The sequence below is a fragment of the Marinobacter sp. B-12 genome (assembly GCF_056857915.1).
In genome coordinates, this window is record NZ_JBSXOB010000040.1 from 41,163 (window position 1) to 60,635 (window position 19,473).

Consider the following 19,473-nt stretch of genomic DNA (forward strand, 5'->3'; position numbering starts at 1 on the left):
ACAGAACATTATCCGCTAAAACGCAACAGTGAGGAACTTCATTGCGGTCGCGTAAATCGCTTTCCCTCAGCAGCCGGGTGGCCGTCATCATCGTCATCGGCAGCCTTGCAACCGTTTCGGCCGTTATCGCGATCGCCTACCAGGCCCTGGTGCAGGACTTTGAAGACCTGCTCACCCAACGCCAGATTCTCGAAGCTGCACGAACCTCAGATCAGGTCGACCAGAAGCTGCAGCTCCGATTGAACTCCCTGTCGGCGTTTGCATCGCAGTTGGCCGACAACGACCGTCTTCCCGACCGACCTGCTCTCTCTGACGCGCTGGCTCGCCAGACGACGCTCCGGAATCTGTTCCCGGCGGCGCTTCTCATTTTCGATGACAAAGGGTGCGCTGTAGCGGAAAATGTTTACGTTCCAAAACGTATTGGAACCTGTTATCTGGATCGCCCCCACTTCCAGGAAGCTCTGGAAGCCCGACGCCCCATCGTCAGCAAACCCATCATCGGACGGACGACAGGCCGGCCCTTGCTGTCCTTTCTGGCACCCATCGAAACCGACGATGGCGACCTGCTTGGATTCGCTGGTGGCACCTTGGACCTGGGCAAAACCAGCCTGCTACCTGAAAATCGCCACAGGGGCTTCGGTGGTTCTCGGGGTATCGAGAGGATCATCGACACGGAGAACTTTCTGTACGTTGATTCCGGCAAGGGCTCACAGAATATCGAATCCCTGCCAGACCCTGGCACAGACACCCTGACGGACGCAGCGTTGTCCGGCATTACCTTCGGACAGGTCAGTGGTCAGGACGGCCAGCTGCTGATATACGCAACCAACCACCTGCAGCGGCTGGGCTGGGTATTCGTTCGTGCCGTTCCTTACGAGCAGGCAACCACGCCAGCCCGGCAGTCGTTTATTCAGTTTTTCAACATCAGCCTGCTGATTACCCTTGCCATCGCCGCCGTGAGTTTTCTGCTGGTCAGAACCACCATGTCACCACTTGACCGAATGACGGGGCGCATTCGGCGCATGGCCGAAAACCCGGATTCCGCCATGCGACTGAACGAATCCGGCATTCCCGAGGTCAGCAATCTGTCCAGCGCCTTCAACCAGCTGCTGGAAGAGAGGGACAACCTGGGCCGGCTCAAGGATCACTTCATGTCTTCCGTCAGTCACGAGCTTCGCACACCGCTCACCTCGTTGACCGGTGCATTGAAGCTGCTGACGTCCGGCGTAACCGGGCAGCTCAATGACAAAAGCCGGGAAATGGCAAACCTTGCACTGAGAAATGGAGAACGCCTGCAGTTGCTGGTGTCGGATTTGCTCGATTTCAACAAACTGTCCGATGGCAGTCTCAAGGTGCGAATCCGAAGTGAAGCCATCCAACCGATATTGCAAGGCGCCGTTGAGGACAACAACACCATGGCGGCCGAACACGAGGTCCGGCTCGTGTCAGACAGCGGAGATCTGCCGCCCCTGCTCTGTGACAAGCACCGGCTGAGGCAGATTCTGGACAATTACGTCAGCAACGCCATCAAATTCTCGCCCCAGGCGGGGGTGGTCAGGATAAGCGCCGGGCTTCACTCGGCAGACTGCGTCCGAATCACCGTCAGTGACCAGGGCTCCGGAGTACCGGATTCCTTTGCCGACAGCGTGTTCAAACGATTCGCACAGGCCGAAACCGGCACCACCCGTTCGGTAAAGGGCACGGGGCTAGGGCTTGCCATTTGTGCGGAATTGGCAAAACTAATGAACGCTGGTGTTGGCTACTACAATAATAAGGGTGCGCATTTCTGGGTCGATATCCCGGCATCGCGGGAAACACTGCTGACCCACGCTGACAAGGAAACGGACCGATGAAAACACCCGAAAGTCCATTTAATGAGGCAGTACGAATTCTTGCCCTGAAGCGCACCCACCTGCTTGATACACCACGGGAGGAGCGATTTGATCGCTTTACACGAATGGCCAAGCTCGCCTTCGGAGTCCCCATTGCCCTGGTGTCACTGGTCGACAACAAGAGGCAATGGTTCAAATCCAGCCAGGGGCTGGAGGCCAGGGAAACACCCAGGGATATGTCTTTCTGCGGCCACGCCATCCTTATCGATCGCCTTTTTATTGTCGAGAACACCCTTGAGGATCCCCGATTTGCCGACAACCCACTCGTTACCGGGCCTCCACACATTCGCTTCTACGCCGGTGCCCAGCTCCACAGTCATGAGGGTTATAACCTGGGCACTCTCTGCATCATAGACACCCGGCCACGATCGCTCGACCACGATCAATGTGCGCTTCTCGAGGAGTTGGCCCGGTGTGTTGATGAGGAAATCAATGACTTCGAGGCGAACAAATCCCGCCAGGAACAAATCGAAAAGACCCGGATTCTGAGTGCACTGAACAACCTGACAGTGGACGCGTCCGCCCCCCTGGAACGAAAAATAGACATGGCCCTGGATCTCGGCCGCCACCATCTTGAATTGGAGACCGGGATCGTCAGCGAAATCACCAGTGATGTTTACACAATTCGCTGGTTCAGAGCGCCTGACAACTCTCCCCTGGAGACCGGTCTGTCACTACCGGTGGCACAAACCTACTGCGCCCTGATGCTCGAAAAAGGCGACCATCTGGCGATCAGCCACATGGGCGACTCCCGATATCGCCACCAACCGTGCTATGCCCAAATGGGCCTCGAAAGCTACATTGCAGCGCCGATAGAATTTGATGGCAAGCTCTTCGGCACACTTAATTTTTCATCGGTATCGCCAAGGCTCAGACCGTTCACGGATCTGGACCGCCTGTTTATCGTGTGGCTGGCGCAATGGATGGCAGCCCTTCTCCAGCAACATTCCCATGAAGATACGCTGCGCAAGCTATCGGAGAACGTGCCCGGCATGCTCTATCAGTATCAGACGGGTTCGGATGGCCGTTCAAGGTTTCCATACAGCAGCGAAGGCATACGTGATATTTACGGCCTTTCTCCCAGAGACGTCGAGGAAGACGCAAGTGCTGCTCTCAATGTCATACACCCTGGGGACCTTGAAGATCTGGAAGAGTCCATTAAGCAGTCACACCAATCTCTGGACGTCTGGATGTGCCAGTATCGGGTCGCAGCGCCAGGGAAATCCTGGAAATGGGTTGAGGGCCGAGCAACCCCCGAAAGACGGCCGGATGGCAGCACCATCTGGCATGGATTCATTGCCGATATTGACGGCAAAAAGCGCTCCCAGCTTGCCCTTGCGGAACGAGAGCACCTGCTCCGCACCTTATTCGATCTGTCACCGATCGGCATTCTTTTGACCGATTTCAGAAGCGGGCAAAACCATGACGTTAACACCGCGTTGCTGGAACACAGCGGTTACTCCTACTCCGAGTTCCTGGCGCTGAACTACTGGAGCGCAACGCCCGAGAGTTACGCGGAGCAGACTCAACAGGCCATCACTGATTTGAAGGAACACGGGCGATACGGCCCCATGGAACAGGAGTTTATCCGCAAGGATGGCTCCCGGTTCCCGATCCTCCTCCAGGGCGTTCTGGTGGAGCGTGCCGGCAGTGAGCCACTGGTATGGTCGCTGGTTGAGGACATATCAGAGCGCCGTAAGATTGACCGAATGAAAAACGAGTTCATATCCACCGTCAGCCATGAATTGCGGACACCTCTGACCTCCATATCAGGCTCCCTTGGGTTGATCGCGGGCGGGGTTTTTGGCCCCCTGCCTGACAAGGTCAAAGCCATGGTGGCTATCGCGGCCCGCAATAGCGATCAGTTGCGACATCTGATTGACGATCTTCTCGATATAGAAAAGCTGGTATCCGGTCAAATGGACATGCAGATGCGCAGGCAAAACATCGGCACCGTTATTCAGGATAGTGTAGACCGACTCACAACCTATGCCGTTGATCGACAGGTTTCCCTTCTGTTTGAAAATCATCATCCCTGGGTCAACGCCGTTATTGATGCCCTTCGCCTGGGACAGGCGCTCGACAATCTGCTGTCCAACGCCATCAAGTTTTCCCCGGAAGGTGCCGATGTCATTATCGCCACGCGCCTTCACGAAGGCGCGTTTCGCATCGACGTAAGAGACTATGGCACAGGCATACCGGAAACGTTCAGACCCAGGATATTCGAGAAATTTGCCCAGGCCGACAGCTCTGATACCCGCGGCCGTGGCGGCACCGGTCTCGGATTGGCTATTACCTGGGAGATCATGTCCCAGATGGGAGGCAGTGTCGGGTTTGAATCGACGGAAGGGTATGGCTCTACCTTCTGGCTGGACATAAAACCCGAGTAGACCACCCATGGGCAACACATAATGACGACATTGACCCGAGCCGACGTCTTTTATCGGCTTATCTGGGCCGCCAGACTGGGCACTCTGCTGTTGGTTATTGCTGTCGCAATTACCCTGGACACCGCCAGTTCCTCCAGCCATCGCAACGACGTCCGTCAGTACTGGCAGGAGGAAGTGGATGACATTAGCCTTGAACTGCAAAGCACCATACTTCAGAACGTTCAAACGGTGTGGGGGCTAGCCGCCAATGTAGCAATACAGCCCGATATCGACGGCCAACGGTTTCGCGAACTGGCGTCGGTCATTCTCGTCCTGGCCCCGGAGCTCCGGAACATTGGTCTGGCCCCGGATTTTGTCATTCGCCATATCTACCCACTTGAAGGCAACCAGGCTGCGATTGGGCTTGACGTAGCGCAGCAAAGTTTATCGCCAGACCAGGTCGAGACACTCCTCAACAACCGCCGCGTGGTGTTCAGCGGCCCCATCAATCTGGTTCAGGGCGGAGAGGGGCTCGCCGGGCGTATTCCGATATTCGAACAGGCTTCTGGCGAATTCTGGGGCGTCGTGTCGGTGATTCTGGAGCTTGAGAAACTGTACTCGTCCATCGGGCTGGATCGATTGGAAGGTGACTTCAATGTCGCCCTGTCGTCCTCATCCGACATTCACGACACCGAATCCGTGTTTTTCTCAACACAACCGTTCCAGTGGAAAAATCCGGTAACCAGCACGATTCGAATGAGAGGCATTTCCTGGATGGTATTTGCAGAACCGCCCGGGGGCTGGCCCAATCACCCCCGACACCCCTGGTTTTTTCGCGGTAGCCTGTTTGTGCTGCTGGGCATTGTCACCGTTGGAGTATTCTGGCTCACCAGCCTGATGTCCAGGGATCGCGAGATGCAGCAGCGCCTGTGGGGGCTGTTCGAACTGGCACCCATGGGCATCGGGCTATTCAGTGTTCATTCCAATCGACTGCTCCGGGCAAACCCGACGTTCGAAAGCCAGTTTGGCAAATCCGTCCAGTCGCTGGAGTTCTTCGACCAGCCGCTTGATGTCCACGGAGAGCCGCTGGCAAACCGACCCGGGGTTCAGGAAACTCTTCGGGAGCACGCCAGAGTCAGCGGTCTTGAAGGCTATTACATGGCGCCTGGGCACGACGAGCCGGCCCCCATCATGCTCCACGGTCTGCAACTGGACAATTACGGCAATGAACCCGTTATCTGGCTGATCACTGAGGACATTTCAGAGCGGAAGCAAGTCGACCATCTGAAGAACGAGTTCATTTCCACGGTCAGCCATGAGCTTCGCACTCCACTGACCTCGATCTCCGGTTCCCTCGGGCTGCTGGCCAACAATGCCGTTGGCGAGCTGCCGGGGAAAGCCTCGAAACTGGCGCACATTGCCTATCGGAACAGCCAGCAGCTTACCTTCCTGATCAACGACTTACTCGATATGGAAAAACTGGTGGCCGGCAAAATGCCCTTCCGTAGCGAGCACTATGTTCTGCAGGATCTTGTTCACGAGAGTGTTGAGAACATCGCAACCTTTGCCCAACAGCGTGACATCGACCTTCAGGTGTCTGAACTACCAGCCGTGACGGTGCATGTGGATCGTCAGCGTCTGAACCAGGCCATCACCAACCTGTTGTCCAACGCCATCAAGTTTTCTCCGGCAGGGTCCTCCGTCGACATTTTCGTCACTCAGCACGAAGAGTCGGTTCGTTTGTGTATCAGAGACCATGGTGAGGGCATCGCCCCGGATTTTCGGGAGCAGATATTTCAGAAGTTCTCACAAGCCGATGCGTCGGACCGGAGAGCCAGTGGCGGAACCGGGCTCGGCCTGGCCATCACGCGGGAACTGATGACGCGCATGAATGGCACGGTGGACTATGAATCCACTCCGGGCATGGGGGCTACGTTCTGGCTGGAACTGCCAGTGGCGGGGTAATGGGAAACAGGATATTGAGAGGCCCGGCAGGTTGCCCCGCCGGGCCAATGAGTCACGCCGACTTGAGCATCTCCCGCACGACATAGTGCAGGATGCCGCCGTGGCGGTAGTACACCGCTTCGTTGGCGGTGTCGATCCGGGACAGCAGTTCGCAGGTCTCAGTCTTGCCGTCTGGATAAGTCACCGTCATTTCAAGTGTCTGACCCGGCTTGATATCACCGGACAGCCCCTTGATACTGATGGTCTCTTCACCCGTCAGCTTCAGACTCTTGCGGTCGACCCCATCCTTAAACTGCAGCGGCATTACGCCCATACCGATCAGGTTCGAACGGTGGATACGCTCATAGGACTCGGCAACCACGGCTTTCACGCCCAGCAGACGGGTACCTTTCGCAGCCCAGTCACGGCTGGAGCCAGTGCCGTATTCCTTGCCGGCAATGACCACCAGGGGTGTGTCCTCCTCTTGATACTTCATGGCCGCATCGTAGATGGGCATCTGCTCGCCGGTGGGGATGTGTTTGGTGAAACCACCCTCAACGCCATCCAGCATCTCGTTCCGGATGCGCACGTTGGCGAAGGTGCCACGCATCATCACCTCGTGGTTGCCCCGGCGCGAACCGTAGGAGTTGAAATCTTTCTTTTCCACTCCCCGCTCCTGCAGGTATTTACCCGCCGGGCTGTCGGCTTTGAACGACCCGGCCGGTGAAATATGATCGGTGGTAACGGAGTCCCCCAACAACGCCAGAATGTTCGCGTCCTTGATATCGTTAATGGCGTCCGGCTCTTCCTTCAGGCCCTGGAAGAACGGCGGATGCTGGATGTAAGTAGACTTGTCCGACCACTCGTACACCTTGCTCTCGGGGACCTTGATCGCCTTCCAGGTAGCGTCGCCGTCAAAGACTTCCGCATACTCTTTATGGAACATGCTGGTCTTAACCTTCTCGACCGCTTCGGCGATTTCCTGCTGACTTGGCCACAGGTCCTTCAGGTAGACGGGCTTGCCGTCTTGATCTTCACCCAGCGGATCATTGGAAAGGTCCAGGCGCACATTGCCGGCCAGGGCATAAGCAACCACCAGCGGTGGTGAAGCCAGCCAGTTGGTTTTCACCAGCGGGTGCACCCGGCCCTCGAAGTTCCGGTTACCGGACAACACCGAGGCCACGGTAAGATCACCATCGGCGATGGCCTTCTCGACCGCATCCGGCAGCGGACCGGAGTTACCGATACAGGTGGTGCAGCCATAACCCACCAGATTGAAGCCAAGCTTATTGAGATCGTCCTGAAAGCCGCCCACCTTCAGGTAATCGGTCACCACCTTGGAGCCCGGTGCCAGGGAAGTTTTCACCCAGGGTTTGGTATTGAGCCCCCTCGCCACGGCCTTCTGGGCAATCAGGCCGGCAGCCATCATTACGCTGGGATTCGAGGTGTTGGTGCAGGACGTAATAGCCGCGATAACAACCGCACCCGGGTCAAGACGGGTTTTTTCGCCATTCATTTCCATCGGCTGGCTGGCAGCGTGCTCGTAGCTGTCCTGGACGCCCACGGCGGTCTGTCCGCCTTCGGATTCCAGCTTGTCTTCACGGGATTCCGCCGGGCCTTCGGCGGTTTCCATCAGCAGTTCAAAGGAGGCCTTCATGTTCTTCAGGGCAACCCGGTCCTGGGGACGTTTGGGGCCGGCCAGGCTGGCCTCAACTTCGCCCATGTCCAGTTCCAGGTTGTCGGTATACACCGGCTCCTGGCCAGGTTGGCGCCAGAGGCCCTGGGCCTTGGCATAAGCTTCGACCAGTTCCAGCTGATCGTCTTCACGGCCAGTCAGCTGCATGTATTTGATGGTTTGCTCATCCACCGGGAAGAAGCCACAGGTGGCACCGTATTCCGGCGCCATGTTGGCAATAGTGGCACGGTCCGCAACGGGCATGTCTTTCAGCCCGTCACCGTAGAATTCCACAAACTTACCGACGACACCTTTCTTGCGCAGCATTTCGGTCACGGTCAGCACGAGGTCCGTCGCGGTAATACCTTCCCGCAGTTTACCGGTGATCTTGAAGCCGACCACCTCCGGAATCAGCATGGACACGGGCTGGCCCAACATGGCCGCTTCCGCTTCAATACCACCCACACCCCAGCCGAGGATGCCAAGGCCGTTGATCATGGTGGTGTGTGAGTCTGTTCCCACGAGGGTGTCCGGGTAGGCAATGGTTTTTCCATCCTGGTCCTTGCTCCACACGGTCTTGCCCAGATACTCCAGGTTTACCTGGTGACAGATACCGGTCCCCGGCGGCACCACGCGGAAGTTGTCGAACGCCTGCTGGCCCCAGCGCAGGAACTCATAGCGCTCCTGGTTGCGTTCCATCTCGATGGTGACGTTGTCCTTGAAGGCAGACGGATCACCGTACTTGTCCACCATCACCGAGTGGTCGATCACCAGGTCCACCGGCGACAGCGGATTGATCATTGCCGGGTCCTTACCGGCGGCTTTTACCGCTTCCCGCATGGCTGCAAGATCCACCACACCGGGGACACCAGTGAAGTCCTGCATCAGTACACGAGCAGGACGAAACTGGATTTCGGTATCGGATTTACGGTCTTTCATCCACTGAACCATCGCATCGATATGGCCCCGATCCACGGTGGCGTCATCTTCGTTGCGCAGCAGATTTTCCATCAACACCTTGAGGGAAAACGGCAACTTGTCGATGTTGCCAAGGGTGTCGGCAGCCTTGGGCAGGCTGTAATAGTGATAAGTCTTGCCGCCAGCTTCCAGGCTGGAGAGCGTATTGAGACTGTCTTTACTCAGGCTTTGTTTCGACATGAGGTGCCTCCTTTTGATGATCCGAAGATTTCGGAAGGCTTAGCAGTAGCCTTTGCATCAGCGTACTTACCGCAGATGGCAATAGACTGATGCAAAGACCCTGATTTTGAAAGTCTCCTATAACTATTGCACCGATTGACGAGACTTCAACTGCGGTTCCGTGAATGTTCAGTATTGCGGCGGTGAATACCCATATCGCCCTCAGGCCTGTCGATCCCCATAAAGCTGGGCATAAAGGCCCTGGCGGGCGATCAGCTCGTCATGATGCCCTTCCTCGGTGATGTAGCCGTCCTCGAAAACGTAGACGCGACCGGCCTGTTTCACGGCACTCAGACGATGGGCAATGATCAGGGTGGTGCGTTGACGCAGAAAAGCCTCCAGGTCCTGATGCAGCTGAAACTCGGTTTCGGCGTCCAGGGCAGAGGTGGCCTCATCCAGGATCACCACCGAGGGATCCGACAACACCATCCGGGCAATGGCCAGCCGCTGGCGCTGGCCACCGGACAAGCGCACCCCCTGGCGACCAATCAGGGTATCCAGTTGGTGCGGCATGTCCGCCACGGTCTTGTCCAGTTGCGCGATGGCCAGGGCCTGCCACAGTTCGGTGTCGGTCTTGTCGCGGCCCAGGGTGAGGTTCTGTCGCACGGTGTCGTTAAACAGGGCGGGGTGCTGTAGCACCGTGGCCACATGCTCACGCAGACACGGAAGTCCGATGCGCTGAACCGGAACACCGCCCAGCAGCACCTGCCCCTGCTGGGGTGTGTACATACCCAGAATGACCTGCACCAGGGTGGATTTGCCGCCGCCACTGGCACCCACAACCGCCACTTTCTCGCCCGGACCAAGGTGGAGATCAATGCCCTTTAGCACGGCTTCCTCACCGTAGCTGAAGTGGATGTTTTTCAGAGTCAGGCCAACGGTATGCCTGTCCCGGAAGGGGTTCTCCAGCGCTGAATAACGGGGTTCTTCTTCCAGCTCCAGCAAGCGGTTAATGCGCCCCAGTGCCGCATTGGCAGCAAACCAGGCGTACTGCATATTCAGCATTTCCTGCACGGGCGTGAGCATGAACCAGAGGTAGCCGAAGATCGCGAACATCATGCCGATACTCAGGTCACTGAACAGGACCGTCACCATCGCGGCCGCGCGAAAGGTATCGACACCAAACTGGAACAGCGCAAAGCTGGCGCGGGTGGCGGCATCGCTGCGCCATTCAAATTGAATAGCGTGGTCGCGAACCGTGCGGGCGCGGCTGATCAACTGGCGCAGGTAGTGCTGTTCCCGGTTGGCCGCCCTGAGCTGGTGTATCGCGTCCAGAGTTTCGGTCAGGTCACCCTGAAAATCCGCATAGGCGCTGTTCTCCTGACGCTTGAGTTCCTTGACCCGCTTGCCGATGAGCATGGTGGCAAAGATCACCAACGGATTGAACAGCAGGATCAGCAGCCCCAGTTGCCAGTGCACCCACATCAATACGATGGCGGTGCCCAGAACTGTCAGGCTTGCCACCAGGAACCGGCTGATCGTAGTGCCCAGAAACTGGTCGATGGTGTCCAGGTCGGTGATGAAATGACTGGTGATGCCACCTGAGCCACGGGTTTCGTACTCCGACATAGCCACTCGCTGCAGCCGGCCCAGCAGACGCGAACGGACACGGAACACCACATCCTTGGAAATCTTGGAGAACTCACGGGACTGGAGCACGTTGAAGGTAAGCGACAACGACCTTAGCAGAAACGCCGCTACCACCATCAAGCCAATGTAAACCACCGGCAGGTGCCATGCCTCGGGCAGCATCGCCTGCATCACAGGCAGTACCGGGCCCGCTTCATCAAGCAACACTTCGTCCACCAGCACCGGCAGCAGCAGCGGAATAGGCACACTGACCACCGTGGCCAGGATGGCGAGCATGTTCGCTCTCACCAGCCGCGGCTTGTGCTTGAGGGCCAGGGACAGAATGCCCTGCCAGGTGTACCGGTTGTCGTTGCGACCCGTGCTATCCGGCCCAACTGCGTTCAGATCCGCCGCCTGCTCCAAGAAACCTCCGTCAATGCGATGTCCACCCATACTGGTACGCAGCAAATTCGGTGACAGTCTACCCGACCTTCTGCCATCATTGCCCCTCGAACCCTTGATGTACCAGAACCGGGCCCATTGTGAAACACGACTGCCATTACCACCCCGGCGAACCCGCAAAATGGCATTGCGGTGACTGCCAGATACACTATTGCACCCGTTGCATGCCGGATGCGGACACTCGAAAACAACACGCCTTGTGCCCCCATTGCAGCCGTGCCATGCGCTACCTCGGTGCCGCCACGGAAGCAGTGCCATTCTGGAACCGGATTGGTGCTTTCTTCCGCTACCCGTTCCACACCGACCCGCTGATGGTTATTGCCATTTGCACACTGGTGCCACTTCTCGTCAGCGGCAACCTCATCGGCCTGATTATCACGCTGGTGCTGGCCCTGGCACTATTGAAGTATACCTATGCCGTTATCAGCCACACCGCTGAGGGCCATATGAAACCGCCTCCGGTAGCAGTGGCGTTCACCGGCAGCGGGTTTGACATTGTAATCCTGCAGCTACTGGTGTTTGCGCTTATGGGCGGCATGGTGGCGGCCGCAGCCATGGTCGGCGGGCCGCTGTTGATGTTCCTGGCCGTGGCCTTCGTGATCCTCGCCCTGCCCGCCAGCATTATGGTGCTGGCCATGGAGCGCTCGGTCATGGCCGCGGTGAACCCCATGAACCTGGCGGTGCTGATCTCGCGCATCGGCACACCCTATTTCCTGCTGTATGGTTACCTGATCCTGCTGACCCTGGCGTCCGGCGCCGCCCAGGACTTCGCGCTCACTCACTTCGCGCCGGGTGTTGCCCGCACACTGGCGGGCTTTCTCAACAGCACCTTTACGCTGATCCTGTTTCACATGCTGGGTTACCTGCTGTTCCAGTACCAGGAGGAACTGGGGTTTGCCAGTGATCTGCAGGATGATGAAAACGCCGGCGACATGCAGAACCGTGACCGGACTCAGCGGTTTGACGCCGACATTGACATGAACCTGAAGGACGGCAACTACGACCGGGTCCAGTCGATGCTCAAGGAAGCCCTGAAACGGGATTCCCAGAATGCCCTGCGGTTGGGGCAGCTGCATCAGTTGCTGACCGCCCGCAATGATATTCCGGAGCTTTATCGGTATCACCCCCGGTTGCTGAACATGCTGGCGGAACGAAACGATGGCGAGGGTATAGCCGGGTTGCTGGCAGCTATCGGGACTGTGGAGCCGGGATTCCGGCTGGAAGACCCGGAACTGTCGGTACGCTGCGCCCGTTGCCTGTACCAGCGCGGACACTTCAAACCGGCACTGAAGTTACTGCAGGATTTCCACAAGCGCTTCCCGGACAGCGAGGAACTGGCTCCAGCCTATCTGCTGGTCGCCCAGGCGCTGGCGAATGGTCTGGGGCAGTGGGAAAAAGCGTCGGCGTTCCTGAATTTCGTCAAGAAGCGATGCCTGAACCATCCCCTGCACCAGCAGGTCGATGTGTACCTGCAGCAGGTTGAGAACCGGGAGCCTTTGAAGGGGCCCAAGGCTTCGTTTGCGGTTCAGGAGTAAGGCCAAATGTTGGGCAGGCTTTCCAAAACACGCTGTGAATACATCCCTGTACGCTCGGCTCCGCCATCCATGGCTACGCACGGTTTTGGAAAGCCTGCCCAACACTCGGCCGTCAAACCGTGAGTTAGCCTTCTTGTAACAACTGCCTGTAGTGGCGAGCTTTTGGCGTCATCTGGCGCTTTTCGAACTCTTCTGCCAGCAAACGGCAGGCTTCGCTAGCCAGGAGTTGGTTACCAGCGCTGCGCAGGCGTTCGAAAGCTTTCTCCGCGGCTTTCAAATCGTCATTTCGAAGGCAGGTGAACAACACCCGGTTGTGATCCTCGGCGTCAAGCGGGGCGTGCCCCTCTCCCTTGCCCAGATATTCCTGCCAGATTTCGACCATTCGCTCCGGCTGGCGACGGCTGAGGGATTCGTTCATCAATGCCTGCGTTCGCTCGCGGTATTGCGGAAGATCCGGGCGCAGTTTCGCCAGCTGGTAAAGGTGCTCCAACAGGATGGTGCGTTCCGGATAGTGCTCTCTCAGCGCCTCGAACTGGTGCCGGGCCAGGTCGAAATCCATGCGCCCGAGGCTGGCCATGGCCTGGCTGTAGCCGGTGGTGAAACGCTCGTCCTGCTCATCTTCCTCTGGCTCGAAAAATTCTTCCTTTACCTGCAACCAGCTCTTACCCAGAAGCCAGACCATGCCGGCGCCAGCCACCAGGCCACCCGCGTGAGCCATGTAGGCAATGCCGGTGGCCCCGGCGAACCAGTAATCGTAGATTTCCTTGCCGAGCCACACTGGCAGGATCGCCAAGGCCGGGGCCCGAAAATAATTGAAGTACACACCCACGAAATAGAAGAAGCGGATTTTTTGCAGGCCGTAGATGGCCACGTACATGCCCATGAGCCCGGAGATGGACCCGGATGCACCCACCAGCGGTATGTGACTGCCCATGGAAAACGCGGTGAACACCACACCCGACAGAGCACCACACAACAGGTATGCCAGCAGGAAACGCCCTGGCCCCAAGGCCTTCTCGACGGTAAACCCCAGCAGGAACAGGAACACCAGGTTGCCAATAATGTGCCCCCAACCGCCGTGGAGGAACTGGTAGGTAATCAGCGTGTAGAGAGAAAATTCCGCTGGCACCAGCCCAAGCTGATTGGCGCTGAGCCTATCCATTAGTCGGGTCTGAATACCCCCACGCTGCTCCAGCCACAGGCGGCGCTCGGCCGGCGCCCAGAGCCTGTCCCGGTTCTGCAGCATGTACTGGTAAAACTCACGGTCTGCCAGCAGACTGTAGGCAACCCACAAGTCCCCGCCCTCTTCCTGCAGTTGCTGGAAGTTCTGCAGGTCGTAGACCCGATTCTGATTGTCTTCAAACTCGATCTGGCGTTCGAGATAGTCCTCATATACCGGGGCTTCCAGCGACTTCAGATCCGATTCAAGATACTGCTCAACAGCTTCCTCAATCAGCCGGTTGTCGTCGCCCTGGTAAAAGAAGAATACCAGCAGACACGTCGTGATCAGCCCGAGGGTAACCCAGGGTGGGCGCTTCCAGTTCACGGTGTTTTCGGCGGGGATAATCAGCATGGGCCGTCACAATTCATCATAATTTGTCCCTGAAGATGTGCTTTTTACCACAGCATGGTCAGTTTTTCGCGTTGTAATGACTCCTGAAGCGATTTAGCCGGCCACGGGCAAAACAAACTGTGCGTGGCACCACAAACAGGCTACTCTGCGGTTGTCACACGATGGTCATACAAATGACATTCAATCAGGGCAGCCGCAAAGGGGCGAATCGCACGATGCTCGAAACGAGCACGAAGTATGGGTTTCGACCAATCGCCAATTGCCGTTGTTCCGGCCACAGCCAATAGTTGCCAGGACAACAAGAAAAACAGGACGTGCAACCAAGGAAACTGCCATGACTGTACTCATACTGGACAACCCGGATCTACTTGCCAGAGCGGCCATCGAATCAGGCTTGCCAATGCCCTCACTGGCATCGGACGACACACCCCGCAAACCACACCGGTTGCGGTTCCACTACGGCTTCAACAAGCATCGTCTGGAGGAGCAGGACCTGGCCATCCTGCGCCAGCACGCGCTTTACCTGAGACACAACCCAGGTGTCACCGTGCGGATCCATGGTCATGCCGATAATTTCGGCGTTAGTGAATACAACCATTTCCTGTCCCGTCTGCGGGCCAGCAGCGCGGCCAAACTGCTGATTCGCGAGGGCGTCAGGGAAAGCCAGATTCTGGTGAGCGGTTGGGGCAGCGATCGCCCGCTGGCGCGCCCGGAAGACCGCGCCGCCAACCGCCGGCTGGAACTGGAATACGTCACCATGGAAATGGCACGGGCGCTCTAGGAGCCCGGCCTTACAAACAAAAGATCCGGGGGCCGCGTCGCCCCCGCGGGAGACTCAGCCGTAGACCTGGAATACGTTCCAGAGCAGCAATATGGCAATGGCCAGGATACCAACCCAGGTCAACAGAATACCTGTCATACGGGCAATATGGGGGCCACCCCGGCCATTGATCATGCCGAAGGCATGCAACACACGCCCCACCACAAAGGCCATCCCGGTCCAGTACACCAGCCCGCTGGGAACACCGTTCAACTCGGCAATCGCAAGCATCACCAGCCCCAGGGGGGCATATTCCACCAGATTCGCCTGGGCGCGGACAGCCGCCTCGAAGTCCCGGTCGTCGGTGACACCCAGGCTCTTTTTATATTTCAGGCGGAAACGGGAAACCATCCCCGACAACACCAGCAACAGCAGCCCGAGAACGGCTGCAAAAACGGCAGAGACAGGTACGATCATAATCAGGCCTTCTTGATCGCGCTGACAACCGCCAGCAGCAACACGGCACCCACTGTGGCGGTAACCAGTTCACCGATGGCGCCCTGCGCAGCCAGGCCCAGAAGGCGGAAAACGAAACCGCCCAGAACGGACCCGACAATACCGATACCGATGTTAGCCAATACGCCGAAGCCTCGGCCCTTCATGATCAGGCCGGCAAGCCAACCGGCCACACCACCAATAATCAGGAACAGAATCAGATTCATTGCATGCATCTCCGAGCAGCGAAACAGTCCCCGAAAGACTGCCCTGTTTTACCCGGCGCTTCAAGCACTTCCGCAAAGAGGCAGGCGGTTTCGTGGGACACGTTCAGGCGGTTGGTTCGAGGTCTGCGATGGCCGCTTCCATTTGCTGGCGGCATTGGGCCATCAACTGCGGAATATCCGCAACTGTAAGCCCGGCGGTTTCAATAGGTGGAAGCACCCGAATAGCCACCGGTTCGCGACGACCAGACCACCCCAGGGTACGATCGTAGTACTGGCTGGTGCAGACCATAGTGATAGGGGCACCAGAGGCGATGGCGGCGTGAAAAGCCCCTTTCTTGAAGGATTGCAGGCCCCGGCCGCGGCTGCGGGTGCCCTCCGGAAAGACCCAGAGGCTCTTGCGGTCACGGCTGATCGCCTCGCTGGTCGCCTGCATCACGGCAACAGCCTTGTGGGAGCGCCCCCGGTTGAGGATGACATTGCCTCCGAGCCAGAACACCTGGCCAAAAAACGGGATCCATATCAGAGATGATTTGCCCACTGTGACCGTGCGGGGCGGTAGCAAGTCCCCCATCACGAACAGATCATCGTTGTGCTGGTGATTGGCAATAACGACTGTGGGCCGGTCCTGCGGCATGTTGTCGGCCCCTTCCAGGGGGCGTTCCATACCCAGGAGAAAACGACCGACGCGGGCAATCGCTTGTGCCAGCAAGCGGTTGTTGTCCGGATTAAATGGCCGGGCGACATACAGAACCAGTGCGAGCAGACAGATGACCGGCACCATCAGCCAGGCCAACAGCTTTCTTGGCATTCCCATTGAAGACAACCCTGATGCAATTTTTTGGCGCACAAGTGTACGCCAAAATCAGGTTCCGGCAACAGCCTCCCGGGCCAGGGCGTTATCGGCTTTATCGGCCGTCACCAGTGACTCGGCTGTGGCCTCCACCACATAGCGTAGCGGACCATTGTTCTGCAGGCCATCAAAGGGATAACAGGTCACCAGCAACAGCGAATCCCTGGGCAATTGTGCGGTATTGATCTGCTCGTGCCGGCTATCGACAACGCGAATACGATCCACCCTGAATGAACGCCAGTCACCATCGCGACTCTGCAGTTTTACCCGGCTGCCGGTTTCCAGATGTTGTAGCCCCCGGAAATGCGTATCACGGTGACCGGCAATCACCACCGGCCCCGCCCGGCCGTCGTTCCCCACCACCTGTCCCGGCCCGAAAGCCAGGCTTTCGCCGTGCACGCCGTCCAGTACGATCAGTGACTGTCCTGTTTCAGGCACCATCAAGCGGGCCACTGGCCAGGTGTCTGCCCAGGGCCAGGGCCGGGTTTCCTGCTGCCGAGCCTGGCTCTCGGCCCAGGCCAGCTCCAGAAGCTCCTGCGCCACCAGCGCCTTGAACGGAATCCACAGGCCAACCGCGAGGACAGTCGCGAACGTCGTCGCCAACAGCAGAATCAATCGGTTCATGGGTACACCCTCCTCTTCAGGAGCGTGATCGCGACCGAGAACATCAGCCCAAGCAGGCCAATGGCGATCAGCAGGGGAGACATGGTTGCGGTCTGGGGGTATCGCAACATGGTGCCCTGGCTCCCGGCGGGCAGCAGTGTGGGCACGCTGTCGGTTTCCAGGACCTCCTGCGACGGCCTGGACGGGGTTTTGTCCTGGGCCAGGAAGCTGGTGTACTTTGTCATCAACTGATGTTCCAGCCCCAGACGGATCACATGCTGGCGCGCGTCGTCATCAATCTGACCGGTCAGCCCACTGTCCATCAGACTATCGATTTTCTGTTTTGCCCAGTGACGGTGCAGGCCCTTGCCGTTGGCGGCCTGTTCGAGGCTTAGCGACTGTTGCCATTGACTGCCATCCGGAAGACGCCCGGAAACCTCGAGTGCGCCTTCAGCCGGCAGGCCATGCACAACCTGCACCATGGGCTCTCCCTTGAACAGATCGCCAATTCGGCCAGGGAAGGCTTCGGTTGCAGCGGCCTGGCCCGGCCAACTCACTGCAATATCGGTCAGCACCGGCGCCTCCATCTTACCGAACAGCTCGTCCAGCGGGCGCGCCACATCCGACAGGTCACTGATGGCGGTGTAGGTACCGCGGCCATAGCGTGCAGCTTCACGCATGAAGTGCATGTTGGGGGCAGAACCGATGCCCACGGTGAACAGCCGGCTGCTGCCCAGCCCATCACGAATTTTCCCGAAGAGCGCGCTTTCATTACCCACAGCGCCATCGGTAATAAACACCACCTGCCTGACCCTGGCGCGGGACTCCTCGCCACGATCACCGTTCGTCTCGAGTGCGGCATCCAGTGCCGGAGCCATCTCGGTACCACCATCGGCGTTCAACCCTTTCACGTATCGACGTGCCCGGGCAATGTTGTTGCCACTGGCGGGCACCGATTCCATAAACAGTGAGTGGGTCTGACTGTTGAACTGGATAACGTTGAAGCGATCATCGGCATCGAGTGTGCCCAGCCCTCGCAACAACGCCTGCCGGGCCTGTCGGATCGACTCGCCGGCCATGGAGCCGGAGGTGTCGATCACGAACACCAGCTCCCGTGGCAGACTCTGATTGCCATTGAGGCCGGGCACCACCAACGCCAGCAGGTAGCCCTTACCCTGCCACTGTTCCTGGAACACGGCGGCCGCGGGCTCCATCCCCCGGGCCGGCGCCCAGCGCACGATCAGGTCGCGATCCATCAGCACGGCCCGGGATTCCGGCGCCACCTCCACGGTGTTGCCATTCCAGGTACTGGTCACACGATGACTGGGGCTCGACACACGGCTTACCGGCAGGCCAGCATTGATTTCCAGGGCAATGGTTGCGCGATGGCTATCCGGACCCACATCTTCTGGCCGCACCGTAAAAGGGCTGATCTGGTCGGCGTCCGACACTTCCGTGGTGGGCGTGGCCCAACCGCCGGACCATTGCGCGGGCTCATTGTCCAGTACCTGGCCAGGTATGTAGCGGGGTGTCAACGTGGTGGGCAGGCGCAGTTCGAACTCACCGGACTGGTAACGCACCGCCTGCTGGTAGTTGAGTTCAACGGTGATGGTTTCACCGGGGGGAATGTTCGCCATACGGGTGGTGAACAGGTTGGGCCGTTGCTGGTCCACACGGGCCACCTTGCGGCCCTCCTCCTTCGCCTTGGTGTACTGGCGTTTGGCGTCCTGTTTTTCGTGGATCTCGCCCACGATTACCCGCTCACCGGCGGTCATGGTCATGCCGTACACGCTCGCATTGTCCGGCAGCGGAAACACGAACACGCCTTCCCGCCACTGCTGGCTGGTATTACGGAAGCTCTGACGCAAGCGGGTGTCGGCAATCAAGCCGCTGACGGTTACATTGTAGTTTGTGTTCAGCAGGGTTGCCGAGCCCAGGCGCTGGCCGGCATCATCGACAAAATGAAACTCACCGGCGCCTTCGCGTCCGGTTTCGGAGGCCTCCGCGTACACCGGGTGCACAAACAGGAAAAGCAGCACAGCCAGCCACAGGGAAATGTCCTCCAGCCAGCGTCGCAGCCGGGGAGAAACCTTGCTCCCTGTCAGACTACCAGTAATCTGCCGCCCACCATTCGGGGCGGTTGGTGAATAGGGTCCCAGGTTGGTCAACAGCATTGTTTCGCTTCCTTGTATCACTGTGGTTGAAAAAGCACGCCTGGTGGCAACTGCCGACTATTTCAGCCCATGGAAGCGGCGATCCGGTGCCACAATCTGGCGATCCGGCGGTGAAAAAATGATGAATTGTGGCAAACCCTCTGCTTTA

13 protein-coding genes are annotated in these 19,473 nt (G+C 58.3%); 5 read left to right on the forward strand and 8 right to left on the reverse strand.

The window, feature by feature from the left end; genetic code table 11:
* Positions 1-41: 41 nt before the first annotated feature.
* The 3 genes from AC13D2_RS05625 to AC13D2_RS05635 are packed head-to-tail and all read left to right on the forward strand — an operon-like array spanning position 42 to position 6,226.
* A complete protein-coding gene (locus AC13D2_RS05625) occupies positions 42-1,853 on the forward strand; it encodes an ATP-binding protein (protein ID WP_482938330.1) in 1,812 nt (603 codons plus the stop codon).
* The gene (locus tag AC13D2_RS05630) at positions 1,850-4,282 is read left to right on the forward strand and encodes an ATP-binding protein (protein WP_421911561.1); all 2,433 of its coding nucleotides are present in this window, start codon (positions 1,850-1,852) and stop codon (positions 4,280-4,282) included. Before AC13D2_RS05625 ends, AC13D2_RS05630 begins: the two co-directional genes overlap by 4 nt.
* A 21-nt stretch (positions 4,283-4,303) precedes the next feature.
* A complete protein-coding gene (locus AC13D2_RS05635) occupies positions 4,304-6,226 on the forward strand; it encodes an ATP-binding protein (RefSeq protein WP_482938331.1) in 1,923 nt (640 codons plus the stop codon).
* A gap of 52 nt (positions 6,227-6,278) precedes the next feature.
* Here the strand turns inward: AC13D2_RS05635 and acnA are convergent, their stop codons facing one another.
* Positions 6,279-9,038: an aconitate hydratase AcnA gene (gene acnA / locus AC13D2_RS05640; RefSeq protein ID WP_482938332.1), complete on the reverse strand. Its 2,760-nt coding sequence runs from the start codon at positions 9,036-9,038 to the stop codon at positions 6,279-6,281.
* Positions 9,039-9,239: 201 nt separating this feature from the next.
* Positions 9,240-11,069 (reverse strand): ABC transporter ATP-binding protein, encoded by a 1,830-nt coding sequence (locus AC13D2_RS05645; protein WP_482938333.1) that lies wholly within the window; start codon positions 11,067-11,069, stop codon positions 9,240-9,242.
* Between the two features lie 119 nt (positions 11,070-11,188).
* On the opposite strand from AC13D2_RS05645, the gene AC13D2_RS05650 reads away from it, so the two are divergent.
* Positions 11,189-12,643 (forward strand): hypothetical protein, encoded by a 1,455-nt coding sequence (locus AC13D2_RS05650; protein WP_482938334.1) that lies wholly within the window; start codon positions 11,189-11,191, stop codon positions 12,641-12,643.
* Between the two features lie 124 nt (positions 12,644-12,767).
* On the opposite strand, the gene AC13D2_RS05655 is transcribed toward AC13D2_RS05650, so the two are convergent.
* Complete coding sequence (locus AC13D2_RS05655) at positions 12,768-14,216, reverse strand: rhomboid family intramembrane serine protease (protein WP_482938335.1); 1,449 nt, start codon at positions 14,214-14,216, stop codon at positions 12,768-12,770.
* 334 nt (positions 14,217-14,550) lie between these two features.
* Here AC13D2_RS05655 and AC13D2_RS05660 point away from each other — a divergent pair, with 334 nt between their 5' ends.
* Positions 14,551-14,997, forward strand: a complete 447-nt coding sequence (locus AC13D2_RS05660) for an OmpA family protein (RefSeq protein ID WP_292048623.1) — start codon at positions 14,551-14,553, stop codon at positions 14,995-14,997.
* A gap of 54 nt (positions 14,998-15,051) precedes the next feature.
* Here AC13D2_RS05660 and AC13D2_RS05665 read toward each other — a convergent pair whose 3' ends face one another.
* From AC13D2_RS05665 to AC13D2_RS05685, 5 genes are all read right to left on the reverse strand, one after another.
* Positions 15,052-15,453 (reverse strand): MAPEG family protein, encoded by a 402-nt coding sequence (locus AC13D2_RS05665; protein WP_292048624.1) that lies wholly within the window; start codon positions 15,451-15,453, stop codon positions 15,052-15,054.
* Between the two features lie 2 nt (positions 15,454-15,455).
* Complete coding sequence (locus AC13D2_RS05670) at positions 15,456-15,698, reverse strand: GlsB/YeaQ/YmgE family stress response membrane protein (RefSeq protein ID WP_007154902.1); 243 nt, start codon at positions 15,696-15,698, stop codon at positions 15,456-15,458.
* Positions 15,699-15,801: 103 nt separating this feature from the next.
* On the reverse strand, positions 15,802-16,512 hold the full coding sequence (locus tag AC13D2_RS05675) for a lysophospholipid acyltransferase family protein (protein WP_482938336.1): 711 nt from the start codon (positions 16,510-16,512) through the stop codon (positions 15,802-15,804).
* Between the two features lie 48 nt (positions 16,513-16,560).
* Positions 16,561-17,172 (reverse strand): class GN sortase, encoded by a 612-nt coding sequence (locus tag AC13D2_RS05680; protein ID WP_292048626.1) that lies wholly within the window; start codon positions 17,170-17,172, stop codon positions 16,561-16,563.
* Complete coding sequence (locus AC13D2_RS05685; RefSeq protein ID WP_482938337.1) at positions 17,169-19,325, reverse strand: marine proteobacterial sortase target protein; 2,157 nt, start codon at positions 19,323-19,325, stop codon at positions 17,169-17,171. Before AC13D2_RS05685 ends, AC13D2_RS05680 begins: the two co-directional genes overlap by 4 nt.
* Between the last annotated feature and the right edge of the window lie 148 nt (positions 19,326-19,473).